The sequence below is a fragment of the Massilia sp. genome (assembly GCF_031995545.1).
Lineage (GTDB): Bacteria > Pseudomonadota > Gammaproteobacteria > Burkholderiales > Burkholderiaceae_D > Telluria.
The window spans coordinates 1-15937 of record NZ_DAMAGA010000009.1 but is presented as its reverse complement, the minus strand read 5'-3'; the positions used below and the strand labels follow the sequence as shown (position 1 = coordinate 15937).

The following is a 15937-nucleotide window of genomic DNA, read 5'->3' as shown; positions in this document are numbered from 1 at the left end:
GCATGGACCAGCGTACTTCTTCGTCCATCCGGATCGCCTTCTGCGAGAACGGCGCCGGCTACGGCGGCGCCATCATCTCGCTGGAAGCGATGCTGGCGCAGCTGGCCACGCGCCGCGAGCAGCCGTTCGCGCCGCTGCTGTACACCGGTCTGGACACCGAACCGTACCGGTGCCTGGCGCGCTTCGGCCCCTGGCGCCACATGCCGGCGCGGCCGCTGGTCGACCGCGCCGCACTCGACCGGCGCCGGGTGCCGTTCGCCTCGCACATCGAGAACCTGGCCAACGTGCTGCCCTACGCGCTGCGCTACTACCGGGCGTTTCGCGCCGACGGCGTGCGGCTGGTCTACCTGAACAACGACGCCACCACCAACTTCGCGGCCGCTCTCGGCGCGCGCTTGGCGAAGCTGCCGGCGGTGCTGCATGCGCGCGGCTTCCATTCGGTCACCCGGATCGACCGCATGGTCCTGTCCTGGATCGGCCACTGCATGCCGGTATCGACCGCGGTGCGCGACGGCCTGCTGAAGGTCGGCATCGCGCCGGAAAAATGCACCGTGGTGCCGGAAGGGCTGGACCTGGCGCAGTTCGCGCCGCGCGCGCCGCTGCCGGCGCTGCGCGCCGAACTGGGGCTGGAGCCTGGCGATCCGGTGATCACCCTGGTCGGCGGCCTGATCGACTGGAAAGGCCAGGACGTGCTGCTGGCGGCCGCGCCGCAGGTACTGGCGCGCTACCCGCGCGCGCGCTTCCTGCTGGTCGGTTCCGCCTACGGCCGCGACAACCGGTTCGCACAGGCGCTGGAGCAACGAGTCGCCGGCCCCGACCTGGCGGGCCGCGTGATGCTGCTGGGCGGACGCCAGGACATTCCCGACCTGCTGGCACTGAGTTCGGTGGTGGTGCACGCCTCGACCCTGCCGGAGCCGTTCGGCCGCACCTTCCTGGAAGGGATGGCGGCCGGGCGCCCGGTGATCGCCGCCGCCGAAGGCGGTCCGCTGGACGTGGTCGCGCACGAACGCGACGGCCTCCTGGTGCCGCCGCGCGACCCGCAGCTGCTGGCCGGCGCCATCCTGCGCATCCTCGACCAGCCGGAATGGGCCGCAGGCATGGCGCGCGCCGCCGCCGTCACCGCGCAACGTTATTCGATCCGCAACCATACCGACGCCGTGTCGGCCATCCTGCAACGCCTGATTCGAGAGCCGCAACAGGCTCCCCACTGAGGACCACATGAAACTGTATTACTACAAACACCCGACCGGCAACTTCGGCGACGACCTGAATCCCTGGATCTGGGAGACGCTGGCGCCGGAACTGTTTGACGAAGACGCCTCGCAGCTGTTCGTCGGCATCGGCACCCTGATCAACGACAAGGTGCCGGCCCAGCCGCAGAAGCTGGTGTTCGGTTCGGGCGTCGGCTACAACGGCGCCGCCACCATCGACGCGCGCTGGAAGTTCTACGGCGTGCGCGGCCCGCGCTCGGCCCAGGTGCTGAACCTCGATCCGTCGCTGGTACTGAGCGACCCGGCGGTGCTGCTGACGCAGGTCGCCGGCCCGGCCCCGGCGCCGACCGGGAAGGTGGTGTTCATGCCGCACCACGGCAGCCTCGGTAACGCCGACTGGCGCCCGGTGTGCGAGCAGGCCGGGATCGAGTTCATCGACCCGTCCGACGATGCGCGCACCACCGTCGAGAAAATCCGCGGCGCGCGCCTGGTGATCGCCGAAGCGATGCATGCGGCGATCGTGGCCGACGCTTTCCGCGTGCCCTGGATCCCGGTCAGCTGCTACGACCACATCCTCGACTTCAAGTGGCGCGACTGGTGCGAATCGCTGCAGATGGATTACCGCCCGACCGCCCTGCCGACGCTGTGGGATATGGAGCGCAATCTGGCGCCGGCCGACCGCATGAAGGGCAAGATCAAGCGCGCGCTGCGCGGCGCCGGCATCTGGTCCGACAACTGGACCCCGCCGGTGCCGGCCACCAGCGGCACGCGCGAGTTCGACGAAGCCAGCGCGCGGCTGGCAGCGCTGGCACGCCCGGGCGCCACGGTCGGCCACGTCACGCTGTCGGACGAACAGCGCCACCGCGAATCGATCGAGCGCCAGCTCGAGCGCCTGCAGCTGGTGCGGCGCGACCACGCGGCCGCGCGCAGCCTGAGCGCCTGACGCTCAGGCCCGATTAGCTCAAGCCCGATTACGGCGTGCCGCCGTTCTAGCGCAGCCCGCGCAGGATCGACAGCACGTCGCGCACCGCGCGCCAGCGCGGTACTGGCGCCAGCAGCGGCGTGACGCAGGCCAGCGCGCCGGCGCGCTCGTTCTTGCGCAGGTACATATAGGCCAGGCTCATACGTGCCTGGCGGATCTTTTCGCGCAGCCCGGCGCGCAGGCCTGCCGGCGCGGCGCGCATCTCCTGCGCCAGGTCTTCCAGCGTCGCGACGAAGTTGCGCTGCGCCCCCACCACGTCCTTGCGGATCGCGCTGGCCGGATAGATGAAATAGTCGGCCACCGGCTGCGGCACCACGCCGGCGCGGCGGCTGACGGCGCACAGACGCACCACCAGGTGCAGGTCTTCGCCAATGCGTTTGCCGACCGGGAAACCGCCCAGGGCGTGGAAGGTCGCGCGCGGGATCGACAGCGTGCGCACTTCGGTGAAGCCGTCGGCGATCAGGGGGCCGAACTGGCTTTGTTCCAGCACGATCTCCTGCTGTCCCGGATGGCGCGCCAGCAGCTCGCGGCCGAACGGAGTGGCGTCGATCGAATGCTGCAGCAGTTCGCCTTCCGGGGTGCGGAAGTTCTGGTCGGCCAGCAGGAAGTCGAGCGCGGCGTCGCGTTCGATCCAGCGCGCATGCAGCGCCAGGCGCTCGGGCAGGAAGGTGTCGTCGGCGTCGAGGAAGGCCAGCCAGTTGCCGCTGGCCAGGGCGGCGCCGGCATTGCGCGCGGCCGATACGCCGCCATTGGCCTGGCGTGCGTAGCGGATGCGGTCGCCGTAGCGCGCCGCGACTGCGGGCGAATCGTCGCTGGAACCGTCGTCGATGACGATGATTTCGTGCGCCGGCCAGGTCTGGGCCAGCACCGAATCGAGGGCGCGGCCCAGGGTGGCGGCATTGTTGTAGTTGGGGATGATGACCGAGAAGGTCGCAGGAAGATGGTTCATGGTCGGATTCGGTACAGAGTGCCGCAATTTACCATGCTTTCTTGTCATTCCTGCAAACCGGCGTGCGCGTGCCGGCCGCGCGCGCGTCCCGTCAGACCAGCACTTCGCGCGGCGCCGGATGGCCGAGGAAGCCGGTCGGGCTGGCGCTCAGGCCATACGCGCCCGACTGGAACACCACCACCAGGTCGCCTTCCTGCGCGTCCGGCAGCGCCACGTTCTCGCCCAGGATGTCGAGCGGGGTGCACAGCGGGCCGGTGACGGTGGCCGGCGCGCCCGGGGTCGCATCCATACGGTTACCGACCGCCAGCGGATAATTCTTGCGGATCACCTGGCCCAGGTTGCCCGAGGCGGCCAGGTGGTGGTGCATGCCGCCGTCGGTAATCAGGAAGGTCTGGCCGCGCGAGACCTTGCGGTCGATGACGCGCGCCACGTAGATGCCGGCTTCGCCGACCAGGTAGCGTCCCAGTTCGATCGCCAGCGCTGCCCCCGGCAGCGTATTGTTCACCCGTTCCAGGCAGCGTTCCAGCCCGTCGGCGATTGGCGCCAGCTCGAGACGCGCCTCGCCCGGGAAGTAGGGAATACCGAAGCCGCCGCCGATGTTCAGCAGCTGCGGCGCGCTCGGCGCATGCTGGCTCAGCTCCAGCGCCAGCTCGACGCTGCGCGCCTGGCATTCGACGATCGCATCGGCCTTCAGGCTTTGCGAGCCGCTGAAGATGTGAAAGCCATGGAACTCCAGGCCCAGTGAAGCGATTCCAGCGAGATGCTCGGGCACCTGCTCGCTGTCGATGCCGAACGGCTTGGCGCCGCCGCCCATGCGCATGCCGGATGCCTTCAGTTCGAACGGCGGATTGATGCGCACCGTGACGCGCGGGCGCACGCCTAAGCGGTCGCCGCAGCGTGCCACGGCATCGATCTCGCGGCGCGACTCGACGTGGATGTTGATGCCGGCCGCCACCGACTGCATCAGCTCCGCCTCGCTCTTGCCCGGCCCGGCGAAGCTGATCGCGCCCGGGTCCTGGCCGGCGTCGAGCGCCACCCGCAGTTCGCCGCCGGAGGCGACGTCGATGCCGTCCACCAGTCCCGTCATGTGGCGCACCACGGCCGGCATCGGGTTGGCTTTCACCGAATAGTGCAGGCGCAGCGCGGACGGCAGCGCTGCGCGCAGGCTGGCCACGCGCGCATCGAGCAGGGCACGGTCATAGGCATAGAATGGGGTGCTGCCGACACGCTCGGCCAGGCGGCTCAGGGGCAGGCCGCCCACCAGCAGCTCGGCGCCGTCGACGGCGAAATGGATCTGGTCCGCGTGGACCGGCTTGGCGATGCTCATGATGCTCATGACGATAACTTATCGGATGGATCGAACAGGGTAAGGAAACCGGACTGCAGCGTCTTGCGGTCGATCTTGCCGTTCGGGTTGCGCGGCAGCTGGCCGGGGTGCAGCGCCACGTGCAGTGGCACCATATAAGCCGGCAGGCGGCGCTTGCATTCGGCCAGCAGCGCCGGCACGGCCGCGCCGTCGCCGGCGGCGACCAGCACCACCGCCTGGCCCAGCTCCGGATGCGGCACGCCGAAGCACGCCGCCTCTTCGACCAGGCCGCTGGCGCTGACCACTTCCTCGATCTCGGTCGGGCTGACGCGGTAGCCGGACACCTTGATCATCTCGTCGCTGCGGCCGATGAAGTACAGGTAGCCGTCTTCGTCGCAGCGCACGGTGTCGCCCGACCATACCGCCATCTCGGGCAGCGGCAGCGCCGGATCCTGGCCCGGAGCCGGACGGAAGCGCTCGGCGGTCTTGGCCGGATCGTTCCAGTAGCCCAGCGCCACCAGTGCGCCGCGGTGCACCAGCTCGCCCGGCTCGTGCGGCGCGCAGCGGCTGCCATCGGGACGCACCACCATCACTTCGGCGTTCGGGATCGCGCGCCCCATCGAATCCGGGCGGCGCGCCAGTTCGGCCGGCGGCAGATAGGTCGAGCGGAAGGCTTCGGTGAGGCCGTACATCAGGAACAGTTCGGCGTGCGGCAGGCGCTCGCGCAGCGCATCGACCAGGGCGCGCGGCATCGCGCCGCCCGAATTGGTCAGGTAGCGCAGCGAAGTGGCCGCGCTCCAGTCCAGGCGCGCCAGCTGGCTCCACAGCGGCGGCACGGCGGCCAGACCGGTGATGCGCTCGTCGACCACCGCCTTGAGCACATCGCGCGCGAACAGGTGATTGAGCAGCACGGCGCTGGCGCCGCGCAAGAAGGCGCAGGTCAGCTGGCTCAGGCCATAGTCGAAACTGAGCGGCAGCACCGCCAGCAGGCGGTCCTGCGGCGCGATCGCCAGGTACTCGGCGACGCTCCTGGCGCCGGCCACCAGGTTGCGGTGCGACAGCACCACGCCTTTCGGGCGGCCGGTGCTGCCGGAGGTGTACAGGATGGCGGCGACGTCGGCATCGATGCGACGCACGGTGGGTTCGGCTGGCTCGGCATGCTTGGCCAGCGCCGCATCCCAGGCCAGCACCGGTAGCGCGGCATCGGCAGGCGCTTCGGCGCCGGTGACGAACACGGTGCGCAGGTCCGGACAGGCCGCCAGCGCGGGTTGCAACTGGCGCAGGCGTTCGGGCGAGGTGACCAGGATGCGCACATTGCAGTCGGCCAGGATGTAGGTCACCTGCTCGGGCTTGAGCAGCGGATTGACCGGCACGAATACCGCGCCGGCGGCGGCGGCGCCGAACAGCGCACTGACGGTCTCGATGCGCTTTTCCAGGTACACGGCGATGCGCTCGCCGCGCTTGATGCCGGCTGCGCCAAAAGCCGCCGCGGCGGTGCGCACCGCCTGCGCCAGTGCGCGGTAGTCGAGGCGCTCGGCGCCGTACACCAGCGCTTCGGCGTCGGGCGTCTTGCGCGCCGTGTCGAATATGAAGTCTTGAAGCAGCTCGCTCATCGAATCAATCCAGGGTTCCACCAGATCAGGGCCCGGCGCCACGCGCCGTCGGCCAAGGCGCGATCTTACCAGCTTGGGGCGCAGGCATGCCTGCACGCGCCATGTTGCACCGCGACGAAATTCGTTGCAAGCTTTATACTAGTCGTCATGCTCCACCGTCCCTCTCCCGCCGTCCGCGCGCCGATCGCGCCAGTGCTGTCGCGCGCCGCCTTCGGCCCGCGCAGCGGCGCCGGATCGCCGTTGCCGGCGCTGACCGACCTGGCCGCCACGCGCCTGGTCACCAGCGGCCGGGTGGCCCTGGCGTTGGCGCTGCGCTGCGCGGGCGTGACGAACGGCGACACGGTCTTGACCCCGTCCTGGCACAGCCTGTCGATGCTGGGACCGGTACAGGATCGCGGCGCATCCGCGCGCTTCTACCGCATCGGGCAAGACACCGCGCCCGACCTGGAACACGCGCGCACGCTGCTCGACGCCACGGTCAAGGCGCTGGTGGTGGTGCACTACTACGGCTTCGTGCAAGACCTGGCGCCGGCGCGCGCCTTTTGCGACGCCCACGGCCTGGCCCTGATCGAGGATTGCGCGCACGCCTTCTTCGGACAACGCGACGGCCGCGCGATCGGCGCCAGCGGCGACTACGCGGTCGGCAGCAGCATGAAGTTCTTCCCGATCTACGAAGGCGGCTGCCTGGCTTCGCAGCGCCATGCGCTGGACGGCGTCGTACTGCGCGGCGCCGGCGCCGGCTTCGAAGGCAAGGCGATGCTGGCCACGCTGGAAACCAGCTTTCGCCACGGCCGCCTGCCGCTGCTGCGTGCCGCGCTGCGCCCGGCGCTGGCGCTGAAGGACATGCTGTGGAACGCCGCCAAGGCGCGCCGCCCGCAGCAGGCGCGCGCGCTCACGCCCGATTCGTCCGACAGCGGCTTCGGCTTCGATCCGTGGTGGCTGGAGCGGCGCTCGTCGCTGTTCTCGCGCCTGGTGCTGCGCCTGGCCTCGCGCGATCGCATCGTCGCGCTCCGCCGCGCCAACTACCTGCGCCTGGAACAGGCATTGAATACCCTGCCTGGCTGCCGGCCGCTGTATCCGGCGCTGCCGGGCGGCGCCTGCCCGTGGCAATTCCCGCTGCTGTTCGACCATCCCGAACCGGTGTTCGCGCAGCTGGTGGCGCAAGGCGTGCCGGTGGTGCGCTTCGGCCGCCCGCTGGCGCCCCAGGTCAACGCCGCCCTGTGCCCGCACGGCGTCGCGTTCTCGGAACGGGTGCTGGCCCTGCCCTGCCACCAGGAGCTCAGCGAATCGGAGCTGGACTGGATCATCGAGCGCGTGCGCGCGGCGGTGGCTCCAGCATGAAGTGGCGCTTCCATCCCGCCGCGCGCTTCGGCGACTTCGCCGACGCGTGGAGCGCGCTGCATGCGGCCGGCCCGGCCTCGCCGCTGCTGCACGCCGATTTCGTGCGCGCGCTGCTGGCGGCGTTCGGCGACGACGCGCAGCTGGCCTGCTGCGAACAGGATGGCGAGACCTTGGCGATGGCGCTGCTGGAACGCAGCGGTGGCGGCGCCTGGCGCAGCTTCCAGCCGGCCCAGGCGCCGGTCGGCCTGTGGCTGGCGCGGCCCGGCGTCGCCTTGCCGGCATTGTTGGTGGCGCTGGTGCGCAACCTGCCCGGCTGCGCGCTGCTGGCCGGAATCAGCCAGCTCGATCCGATGCTCGATCCGCGTCCCGCCGATGGTCCGTGCCTGCAGACGCTGGACTACATCGACACCGCGCGCATTACCATGGACGGCGGCTTCGACGCCTACTGGGCGGCGCGCGGCAAGAACCTGCGTTCCAACCTGAAGAAGCAGCGCGCGCGCCTGGAACGCGAAGGCATTGCCACCCTTTGCGAAACGCTCACCACGCCACAGGACATGGCGGCGGCGGTGAACGACTACGCTGCGCTGGAAAGCGGCGGCTGGAAAGGCCGCGACGCCACCGCCGTGCGCGCGGGCGACGCCCAGGCACGCTTTTACACGCTGCTGCTGGAAGCGTTTGCGCGGCGCGGGGCGGCGAAGGTGTACCGCTACCGCTTCGACGATCGGGTGGTGGCAATGGACCTGTGCGTCGAAAGCCATGACTGCATCGTAGTGCTGAAGACCGCCTACGACGAAAGCGTGCCGGCGCATTTTTCGCCGGCGCTCCTAATGCGCGAAGAAGCATGCCGCGCGCTGTTCGACGCCGGCCGCTTGCAGCGCATCGAATTCTACGGCCGCGTGATGGAATGGCATCTGCGCTGGACGGACGAGGTACGCTGTCTATACCATCTCAATTATTACCGCTGGCCGCTGCTGCAGCGCCTGCACGCGCTGGGGCGCCGCCGCGCCGCGCCCGGCCCGCGGCCGCAACCAACCATGGAGTGAACATGCAACTCGAAGAAGTCAAAGCCGTCCTGGTCGACGTGCTCAATCTGGGCGACGCCGGCCAGGCGCTCGGTCCCGATTCCCCCCTACTGGGCGCCCTGCCCGAGCTCGATTCGATGGCGGTGGTGAGCGTCATCGCCGCGCTGGAAGAACGCTTCGGCATCATGGTCGACGACGACGACATCAGCGCCAGCACCTTCGCCACCCTGGGCAGCCTGAGCGCCTTCGTCGACGACAAGCTGGCGCAATGAAGATGGCGGCGGGCGAACTTCCACCGGCCGAGCCGCTGTTTTTGGCGCGGCCAATTGGCGCCCGCTTCGCCCTGTTCCACGCGCCGGCGGGGCCCTGCCGCGCGGCCGTGCTGTACCTGCACCCGTTCGCCGAAGAGATGAACCGGGCGCGCCGCATGGCCGCGCTGCAGGCACGCGCGCTGGCGTCAGATGGCGTGGCAGTGTTGCAGCTCGACCTGCACGGCTGCGGCGATAGCAGCGGCGATTTCGCCGATGCGAGCTGGGATGGCTGGCTCGACGACGTCGCCCATGCCGTGGACTGGCTGCGCGCGCGCTGCGGCGTGCCGGTGACGCTGTGGGGCCTGCGCCTGGGCGCCCTCTTGGGGCTGGCGCATGTGCGGCGCGATCCGGCCATCGCCTCGCTGCTGCTGTGGCAACCGGTGCTCAGCGGCGCCACCCATCTGACCCAGTTCCTGCGCCTGCGCGTGGCGGGCGACATGCTCGGCAACGCAGAAAAGTCCGGCGGCACCGCCGCCCTGCGCGCCACGCTGGCGGGCGGCGCGACGCTGGAAGTAGCCGGCTACATGCTGGCGCCGGCGCTGGCGTTGGGCATGGAAGCCGCCGACGGCGCCGCATTGATTCCACACTGCCCGGTGCACTGGATCGACGTGACACCGGCACCCGAACGTGGACTCGCGCCCGCCAGCCTGCGCGTGGCCGAGGCGTGGCGCGCTGCAGGCGTCGCGGTCAGCCTGCAACAGGTTGCTGGCGAGCCGTTCTGGAATACCCAGGAAGTCGCCGTCTGCCCGGCCTTGATCGACGCCACCCTGTCGGCCCTGTCCGCGCCGGAGCCCTGCCATGCATGAAGAACGCGCCTTCACCTTCGCCTGCGGCGACGAGCGCCTGGTCGGCATCCTGAGCCTGCCCACCGGCGTGCAACAAGCCACGCGCGGCGTGGTGATCGTGGTCGGCGGCCCGCAATACCGTGCCGGCAGCCACCGCCAGTTCACCCTGCTGGCGCGCAGCCTGGCCGACGCCGGCATCCCGGCGCTGCGCTTCGACTACCGCGGCATGGGCGACAGCGAGGGCGCGCAGCGCGACTTCGAAACGGTGGACGCCGACCTGCGCGCCGCCATCGATGCTTTCTTCGTGCAGCAGCCGCAGTTGCGCGAGGTGGCCCTGTTCGGCCTGTGCGACGGCGCCACCGCCGCCGCCCTGTACGCGCCAAACGACAAGCGCGTGGCCGGCCTGGCCCTGGTCAACCCGTGGGTGCGCACCGAGGCCGGCGCCGCGCGCGCCACCGTCACCCATTACTACACCGGGCGCCTGCTGCAGAAAGGCCTGTGGCGCAAGATCGCGCGCGGCGAATTCGACGTCGGCGCCGCGCTGCGCTCGGCCTGGCGCAACGTGAAGTCGCTGTTTGCGAAGAGCGGCGACGACGCCCTGCCCGCGCGCATGTACGCGCGCCTGCAGCGCTTCGACGGCGCCGTGCTGCTGGTGCTGAGCGGGGCCGACCTGACTGCCCAGGAATTCGCCGGCGTGGCCGCCGGCTCGCGCGGCTGGCGGCGCCTGCTGGGCCGGCCGCGCGTGACGCGGCGCGACCTGGCCGGGGCCGACCATACCTTCTCGCGCCGTCCCTGGCACGACAGCCTGACCGAATGGACGCGCGACTGGATGCGCGCATGGTGAGCCGCGCGAAGCCGGTATTGATGATCGCGTTCCACTTCCCGCCGCAGCGCGGCAGCAGCGGCATCCAGCGCACCTTGCAGTTCGTGCGGCGCCTGCCGCCGCTGGGCTGGCAACCATTGGTGCTGAGCGCCGCACCGCGCGCCTACGACAGCGTCGGCCCTGACCAGCTGGACGAGATCCCGCCCGACGTGACGGTACGCCGTGCCTTTGCGCTCGACAGCGCGCGCCACCTGGCGTTCAAGGGCCGCTACCTCGGCTGGACGGCGCTGCCGGACCGCTGGGTATCGTGGCTGCTGGGCGCGATTCCGGCCGGCCTGGGATTGATACGGCGCCATCGTCCGCAGGCGATCTGGTCGACCTATCCGATCGCCAGCGCCCACCTGGTGGGCCTGGCCCTGCGCCGCCTGAGCGGCCTGCCCTGGATCGCCGATTTGCGCGACCCTATGATCGACGCCAGCCACCCCAGCGGCCGCGCGCGCCGCCGCGCCGCCAGTTGGGTCGAGGCGCGCACGGTGCGCCATTGCAGCGTCGCGGTGTGCACCACGCCGGGCGCGGTGCGCAGCTACCGCGCGCGCTACCCCGACGTGCCGCCGGAACGCTTTCGCCTGATCGAAAACGGCTACGACGAAGCGGCCTTCGCCGGCATCGCCCCGGCCGCGCGCACGCCCGGTCCGCTACGCCTGCTGCACAGCGGGATCGTGTATCCGTCCGAGCGCGATCCCGGTCCCTTGTTCGCGGCATTGGCGGCCTTGCGCGCGCGCGGGCGTATCGGCGTGGACAGCCTGCGCCTGGTGTTGCGCGCGGCGGTGCACGAAGACGCCGTCGCGCAACTGGCACGCCGGCACGGCGTCGCCGACCTGGTCGAGATCGCGCAGCCGCTGCCGTACCGCGCGGCGCTGGCCGAGATGCTGGGCGCCGACGCCCTGCTGCTGCTGCAGGCCGCCAACTGCAACGACCAGGTGCCGGCCAAGCTGTACGAATACCTGCGTGCGGGGCGCCCGCTGCTGGCCCTGACCGATGCCGGCGGCGACACCGCCGCCGTGCTGCGCGGCTGCGGCATCGACACCGTCGCCGCGCTGGACGACAGCGCCGCGATCACAGTGGCGCTCGAACAATTCCTGGATCTGGTGGCGGCCGGACGCGCGCCGCTGGCGGCGCCGGATAGCGTGCGCGCCTGCGAACGCGGCGCGCGCGCCGCTCAGTTGGCGGGTCTGCTCGACGAAGTCGTGACGCAGGCGGCGAAGTCCTCGAACGCGCCGTAGGCCGGCGCCACGGCGCGCTTCTGCCCGCACAAATCAGGCCGTTCGACTGCGCCGGCGCGGCGCGGCGCTTCATCCGACCACGCCAGGTCGCCGGCTTCCCAGTCGCGGAACAAGGCGCGCACCGGATGCCGCCCCACATACGACCAGCCCAATGCCGTGCTGCGGTTGTCGCCCAGGCGCAGCACGCCGTCGTCGCGGCTGCGGATCGGACCGTCGACCAGGTTGCCTTCGACCGTGGCGCTGCTGGCCGGATAGCGCACGTCGATGCCGACCGTGTCGACCAGCGTGTTGTGCTCGACGCGGCTGCCGGATGCGCTGTTGAGATAGATGCCGACGTCCGAGCACGAGGCGACCAGGTTGTCGCGCACGATGCCGTCCTGCTGTTCGTTGACGCATTTGCGGTCGCGGCAATACGGCTTTTCGGTGCCGCCGCCGCCCAGCGACAGGCCGACGCGCTGCCCCGGCTGGCCGCGCAGGCGCGCCTCGCACCACACCACGTTGCGTTCGAACACGGTGCGCGCGCCGGCGCCCTTGGCGAAGGCGCCGTAGCTGACGCGGTCGCCCCCGACCTTGATGAAGTCGGTGATCAGGTTGGCGCGGATGGTCCAGTCGCTGGCGCCGACCAGGTCGACCGGCGTCACCGGATTGCCCGTGCGGCGCGGCGCGCTGTTACTCAGGGTGTTGGACTCGAGCAGGCCATGGTCGGGAAAGACCCCGTCCTTGCCGTTGATCTTGAAGTGGGCGTTGAAGTCGAGGATGGTGTTGTTCAGCGCCGCGAAGTGGGTGGCGCCGCCGACCACGTGGAAGGCGTGTTCGCAGTAGTTATGGTTGCCGCACACGCCGCGAATGGTCAGGTTCTCGAAGCGCCAGTGCGGCGCGCGCACCACGAAGCCTTCGATCGTGCTGAACTCGATGATGACCGTACCGGATTGCGCCGCGCGCACCGTCACCGGCACCCCGGCCACGCCGGAGCGGCTGGCATTGATCGCATGGTTGAAGCGGTAGGTGCCCGGCGCCAGCGTGATCACGTCGCCCGGCACCGCGGCCGCCATCGCGCGCAGCAGCGCGCCGTTCGAATCGACGTCCTTGAGCGCGCCGCCCTTGCCTTGCGCCGGCTGCTCCTGGGCGCCGGCGCGCAGCGGCGGCAGCAGCAGCGGCAGTCCGGCACCGCGGTCGACCGTGCGCAGGCTGGCGCCGAGCCACTGGCCGCTGTCGGTGATCATGGGATTGTGGCCGGCGCTGCGCCGCTCGACGTAGGGCGCCAGCGTGCGCGGCGCCACGCCCTGCTCCTGCAGGTACAGCACGGTGCCGACCGCGCCGGCGGCGGTGGCCGCGACGCCGAGCGCGCCGAGCAGCGCGACGCCCTTCATCGGGTTCATGCGGCCACCTCGATGGCGTGGCGCGCCGGCGGCTCGTACCGCGTCGGCGCGGCCTGCTGCGGCATGGCGGCCAGCACCGGTACGGCGAACAGGAAGTCGTGGATCAGATCGGACATGGGCTCTTTCGGATGCGCTTTGGCGCGCACTGCGCATCTTACCAGCATCAGTGCGCAGCATCGGTGCGCGCTCCGGCGGCGTGCCCGCGGATGCGGGCACCTGCCGGTCAAAAGCGGAAGTAGATGAAGCCGCCGCTTTTCTGCGTGAATGCGGCGGCCACATACAGCATGCCGACGAAGGCGACACCGGTTTTCCATTCCGACGCCCCGCTCAGCGCGCGCATCGCGGCATCGCGCCAGCGCAGCGGCGAAAAATGCATGAACGCCGCAACGGCCAGGACCATCGCCGCCGCGGTGGTCAGCGGGAAGGCAGTGCCCGGCGACGACAGCATCAGACCGAGATAGGTGCCGGCAGACGCGAAATCCGGGCTGCGGAACAGAATGCGCGACAACACGACGATCGAGAAGATGAAGGCGATGCGGCCCGCCAGCGCCGGCCCCCGGTATTCTTTCGGCGCCAGCTTGAGGCGGGCGCGGCGATCCTTCCTGAAGCGCTCGTAGGCAACCAGCGAGCCGTGGATCAATCCGTACATCACGAAATTCATGCCGGCGCCATGCCACAGGCCGATGGCCACGAAGACGATCAGCAGATTTACGGCAGCCGGCGCTTTCCACGAACTGGCCAGCGGGATGTACAGGTAATTGCGGAAGAACGAAGACATGCTGATGTGCCAGCGGCGCCAGAAACCGCCGATGCTGGTCGCCATATACGGCCGGTTGAAGTTGCTCGGCAATTCGTAACCGAGCATGCGCGCCGCCCCGATCGCCATGTCCGAATAGCCGCTCAGGTCGAGGTAGACCTGGAAGCTGTAGCCCACCAGCGCGATCCACAGGAAGGGCGAGGCGTAGGCGGCGGGGTCGGTGAAGGCTGGATTGACCAGGTGCGAACCGAGGATGTCGGCGAGGACGACTTTCTTGAACATGCCCAGCATGATGAGCGCCATGCCCTCGAAACGCTGGTCCGCGCCGACGCGCGGCGCCACCGTCGCCAGCTGGGGCAGGAACTGGGCGGCCGGCACGATCGGCCCGGCCAGCAGGCGCGGGAAGAAGGCCAGGAACATGCTGAAGTCGAGCAGGCCGAAGGGGCGTTTCAGGCGGCCGTAATACAGGTCGATCGGATACGAGATCGCCTGGAAGGTCATGAACGAAATCCCGACCGGCAGGATCACCTCGACGAACGGCACCAGGCTGTTGCCGCCGAACCAGGCGGACAGCGAATTGATCATCTGTCCGAAGAAGTTCAGATACTTGAAATAGCCGAGGATGCCGACACTGAGCAGTACGGCGCCCCAGACACCGATACGCTTTTGAGCCGGCGTGCCGGCCCCGGCGACCCAGGCCCCGGCCACGAAGTTGATCGCCGTGAGGGCGACCAGCAGGCCGAGGAAGCGCCAGTCCAGCGTGGCGTAGAAATAATAGCTGGCGATCGTCAGCAGGACTTTCTGGCGATCGTGACTGCCTTGCAGCAGGCGATGCAGCAGCAGGACCGCGATGAAGAAAATGAGATACGGGCTTTCGGTGATCTGCACGCTGGACCTATCGGGGAACGATGACATCGGCGAGGGCGGCATGGATCACTTGCGCGGCCACGGTATCGCCCTTCAAGGTGAAATGGTGGGCGTCGACAAAGTGGGCGCGCCCGCTGGGAATGGCCGCGGCCAGGTCGATCAGCTTGACATCGTGCTTGCGCGCGACATCGGCGATGGTCCGGTTGAACATCTCGCTGGCCTTGTGCAGCCCATCGAGGTTCATGCAGGAATGGTAGAACAGGCTCGACTCCGCCAGCTTGGCCGCTTCCTTATGCGCCACGCCCCGGTAAGAACGCGCGTTGGTCAGCAGGACCGGCACGATGTTGGCCGCTTTCAGCTTGATGACGATACGATCCAGCGTGGCGCCATAGGAGGCCGGGAAATACCGGGCCGGATCGACGATGCCGAGCCGGATCGGCGGCTCGCGCAGCGCCAGCGTATTCTTGGAGATCAGCTGCCTGCTCAGGACCCAGTGCGGCAAGGCCGGTTGCGGCACGTCCCATCGGTCGGTTTTGCGTGGCCGGGTCGCGCCGCAGATGGCACTGAGATCGTTGTACCCGGAGTAGACCAGCATCATCGACGGCGCCTGCTTGATCAGCGCGCGGTCGATCAGCCTTTCGATATCGGCGATGGTGTAGCCTTCCACCCCCGCGTTCACCACGTCGACCGGTACGCGCAAGGTCTTGCGCAAGGCCGTTTCGAGCTGGCCCGGAAAGGTCAGCTCATTGGTTTTCGAATACGCGCCGGCCACGGTCGATGCACCGACAACCACGATCCGGTATTCGCCCGGCGCCTGGCGCGGTGCGATTTCGGGGCTGCGGAAGCCCTGCGAGTTGGTCACGAAGCGGAACTTCGGATCGGGCATTTTCAGCGTGAAGTTGGGGCGGTAGGTGCGCACCCCATATGCGTCGTTCATCGCGACCGCGGTTTCCCCGGTGACGAGATCGACCGCACTGCGGCCGGACTTGATGTAGCTGCGCACCTGAAGGACCGTCTCGCCGAGCGCGAGGGTGCCCAGTATCACGGCGACCGTGATGCCGAATCTTCTCGCGCGCCGGGGCACAGGCTTGACCGCTGTTGCAGCAGGCGCTTGCGCAAGTAACTGAGTGTTCACGGAGATAACATACGCATTGTTTAAAACGATGCGATTATTGCATTATATCTCTCGGGAAAAAATCAAAAAATTTCTGCCTTGCCTCGATCGTAGCCAATTAACAACATTTGCCTGCCAGAGTGGCCCGGCGGCACGGATGATCGGGCCCGCGGGTGCGGGCCCGATCATCCGGC

The 15937-nt window shown here is 69.4% G+C and carries 14 protein-coding genes; 8 read left to right on the top strand and 6 right to left on the bottom strand.

Going from position 1 to position 15937, the window contains the following annotated elements; genetic code table 11:
* Positions 1 to 2 precede the first annotated feature (2 nt).
* On the top strand, positions 3 to 1211 hold the full coding sequence (locus tag RTQ83_RS08885; RefSeq protein WP_312513447.1) for a glycosyltransferase family 4 protein: 1209 nt from the start codon (positions 3 to 5) through the stop codon (positions 1209 to 1211).
* A gap of 7 nt (positions 1212 to 1218) precedes the next feature.
* The gene (locus RTQ83_RS08880; protein WP_312513445.1) at positions 1219 to 2154 is read left to right on the top strand and encodes a polysaccharide pyruvyl transferase family protein; all 936 of its coding nucleotides are present in this window, start codon (positions 1219 to 1221) and stop codon (positions 2152 to 2154) included.
* Positions 2155 to 2200: 46 nt separating this feature from the next.
* On the opposite strand, the gene RTQ83_RS08875 is transcribed toward RTQ83_RS08880, so the two are convergent.
* From RTQ83_RS08875 to RTQ83_RS08865, 3 genes are all read right to left on the bottom strand, one after another.
* On the bottom strand, positions 2201 to 3142 hold the full coding sequence (locus RTQ83_RS08875) for a glycosyltransferase family 2 protein (RefSeq protein ID WP_312513443.1): 942 nt from the start codon (positions 3140 to 3142) through the stop codon (positions 2201 to 2203).
* Between the two features lie 91 nt (positions 3143 to 3233).
* Positions 3234 to 4469 (bottom strand): pyridoxal-dependent decarboxylase, exosortase A system-associated, encoded by a 1236-nt coding sequence (locus tag RTQ83_RS08870; protein ID WP_312513709.1) that lies wholly within the window; start codon positions 4467 to 4469, stop codon positions 3234 to 3236.
* Positions 4470 to 4474: 5 nt separating this feature from the next.
* Positions 4475 to 6061, bottom strand: a complete 1587-nt coding sequence (locus RTQ83_RS08865) for an acyl-CoA ligase (AMP-forming), exosortase A system-associated (RefSeq protein WP_312513441.1) — start codon at positions 6059 to 6061, stop codon at positions 4475 to 4477.
* 147 nt (positions 6062 to 6208) lie between these two features.
* On the opposite strand from RTQ83_RS08865, the gene RTQ83_RS08860 reads away from it, so the two are divergent.
* From RTQ83_RS08860 to RTQ83_RS08835, 6 genes are read left to right on the top strand one after another with little or no spacing between them, the layout of a single operon-like run.
* Complete coding sequence (locus RTQ83_RS08860; RefSeq protein WP_312513439.1) at positions 6209 to 7402, top strand: DegT/DnrJ/EryC1/StrS family aminotransferase; 1194 nt, start codon at positions 6209 to 6211, stop codon at positions 7400 to 7402.
* Positions 7399 to 8445, top strand: a complete 1047-nt coding sequence (locus RTQ83_RS08855) for a GNAT family N-acetyltransferase (RefSeq protein WP_312513438.1) — start codon at positions 7399 to 7401, stop codon at positions 8443 to 8445. The genes RTQ83_RS08860 and RTQ83_RS08855 overlap by 4 nt, the downstream gene beginning before the upstream one ends.
* Positions 8446 to 8447: 2 nt before the next feature.
* Positions 8448 to 8696 (top strand): acyl carrier protein, encoded by a 249-nt coding sequence (locus RTQ83_RS08850; RefSeq protein WP_312513436.1) that lies wholly within the window; start codon positions 8448 to 8450, stop codon positions 8694 to 8696.
* Positions 8693 to 9541, top strand: a complete 849-nt coding sequence (locus tag RTQ83_RS08845; RefSeq protein WP_312513434.1) for a hydrolase 2, exosortase A system-associated — start codon at positions 8693 to 8695, stop codon at positions 9539 to 9541. Before RTQ83_RS08850 ends, RTQ83_RS08845 begins: the two co-directional genes overlap by 4 nt.
* Positions 9534 to 10364 carry a hydrolase 1, exosortase A system-associated gene (locus RTQ83_RS08840; protein WP_312513432.1) on the top strand — a complete coding sequence of 277 codons (831 nt, stop codon included), beginning with the start codon at positions 9534 to 9536 and terminating at the stop codon, positions 10362 to 10364. Before RTQ83_RS08845 ends, RTQ83_RS08840 begins: the two co-directional genes overlap by 8 nt.
* Positions 10334 to 11626 carry a glycosyltransferase gene (locus tag RTQ83_RS08835; RefSeq protein ID WP_312513430.1) on the top strand — a complete coding sequence of 431 codons (1293 nt, stop codon included), beginning with the start codon at positions 10334 to 10336 and terminating at the stop codon, positions 11624 to 11626. The genes RTQ83_RS08840 and RTQ83_RS08835 overlap by 31 nt, the downstream gene beginning before the upstream one ends.
* Here RTQ83_RS08835 and RTQ83_RS08830 read toward each other — a convergent pair.
* From RTQ83_RS08830 to RTQ83_RS08820, 3 genes are all read right to left on the bottom strand, one after another.
* Entirely contained in the window at positions 11563 to 13005 is a 1443-nt protein-coding gene (locus tag RTQ83_RS08830; RefSeq protein ID WP_312513428.1) for a right-handed parallel beta-helix repeat-containing protein, read from the bottom strand. The genes RTQ83_RS08835 and RTQ83_RS08830 overlap by 64 nt on opposite strands.
* 223 nt (positions 13006 to 13228) lie before the next feature.
* Positions 13229 to 14650, bottom strand: coding sequence for an MBOAT family O-acyltransferase (locus tag RTQ83_RS08825; RefSeq protein ID WP_312513426.1), 1422 nt, complete (start codon positions 14648 to 14650; stop codon positions 13229 to 13231).
* 7 nt (positions 14651 to 14657) lie between these two features.
* Entirely contained in the window at positions 14658 to 15764 is a 1107-nt protein-coding gene (locus RTQ83_RS08820) for an SGNH/GDSL hydrolase family protein (RefSeq protein ID WP_312513424.1), read from the bottom strand.
* Positions 15765 to 15937: the final 173 nt, after the last annotated feature.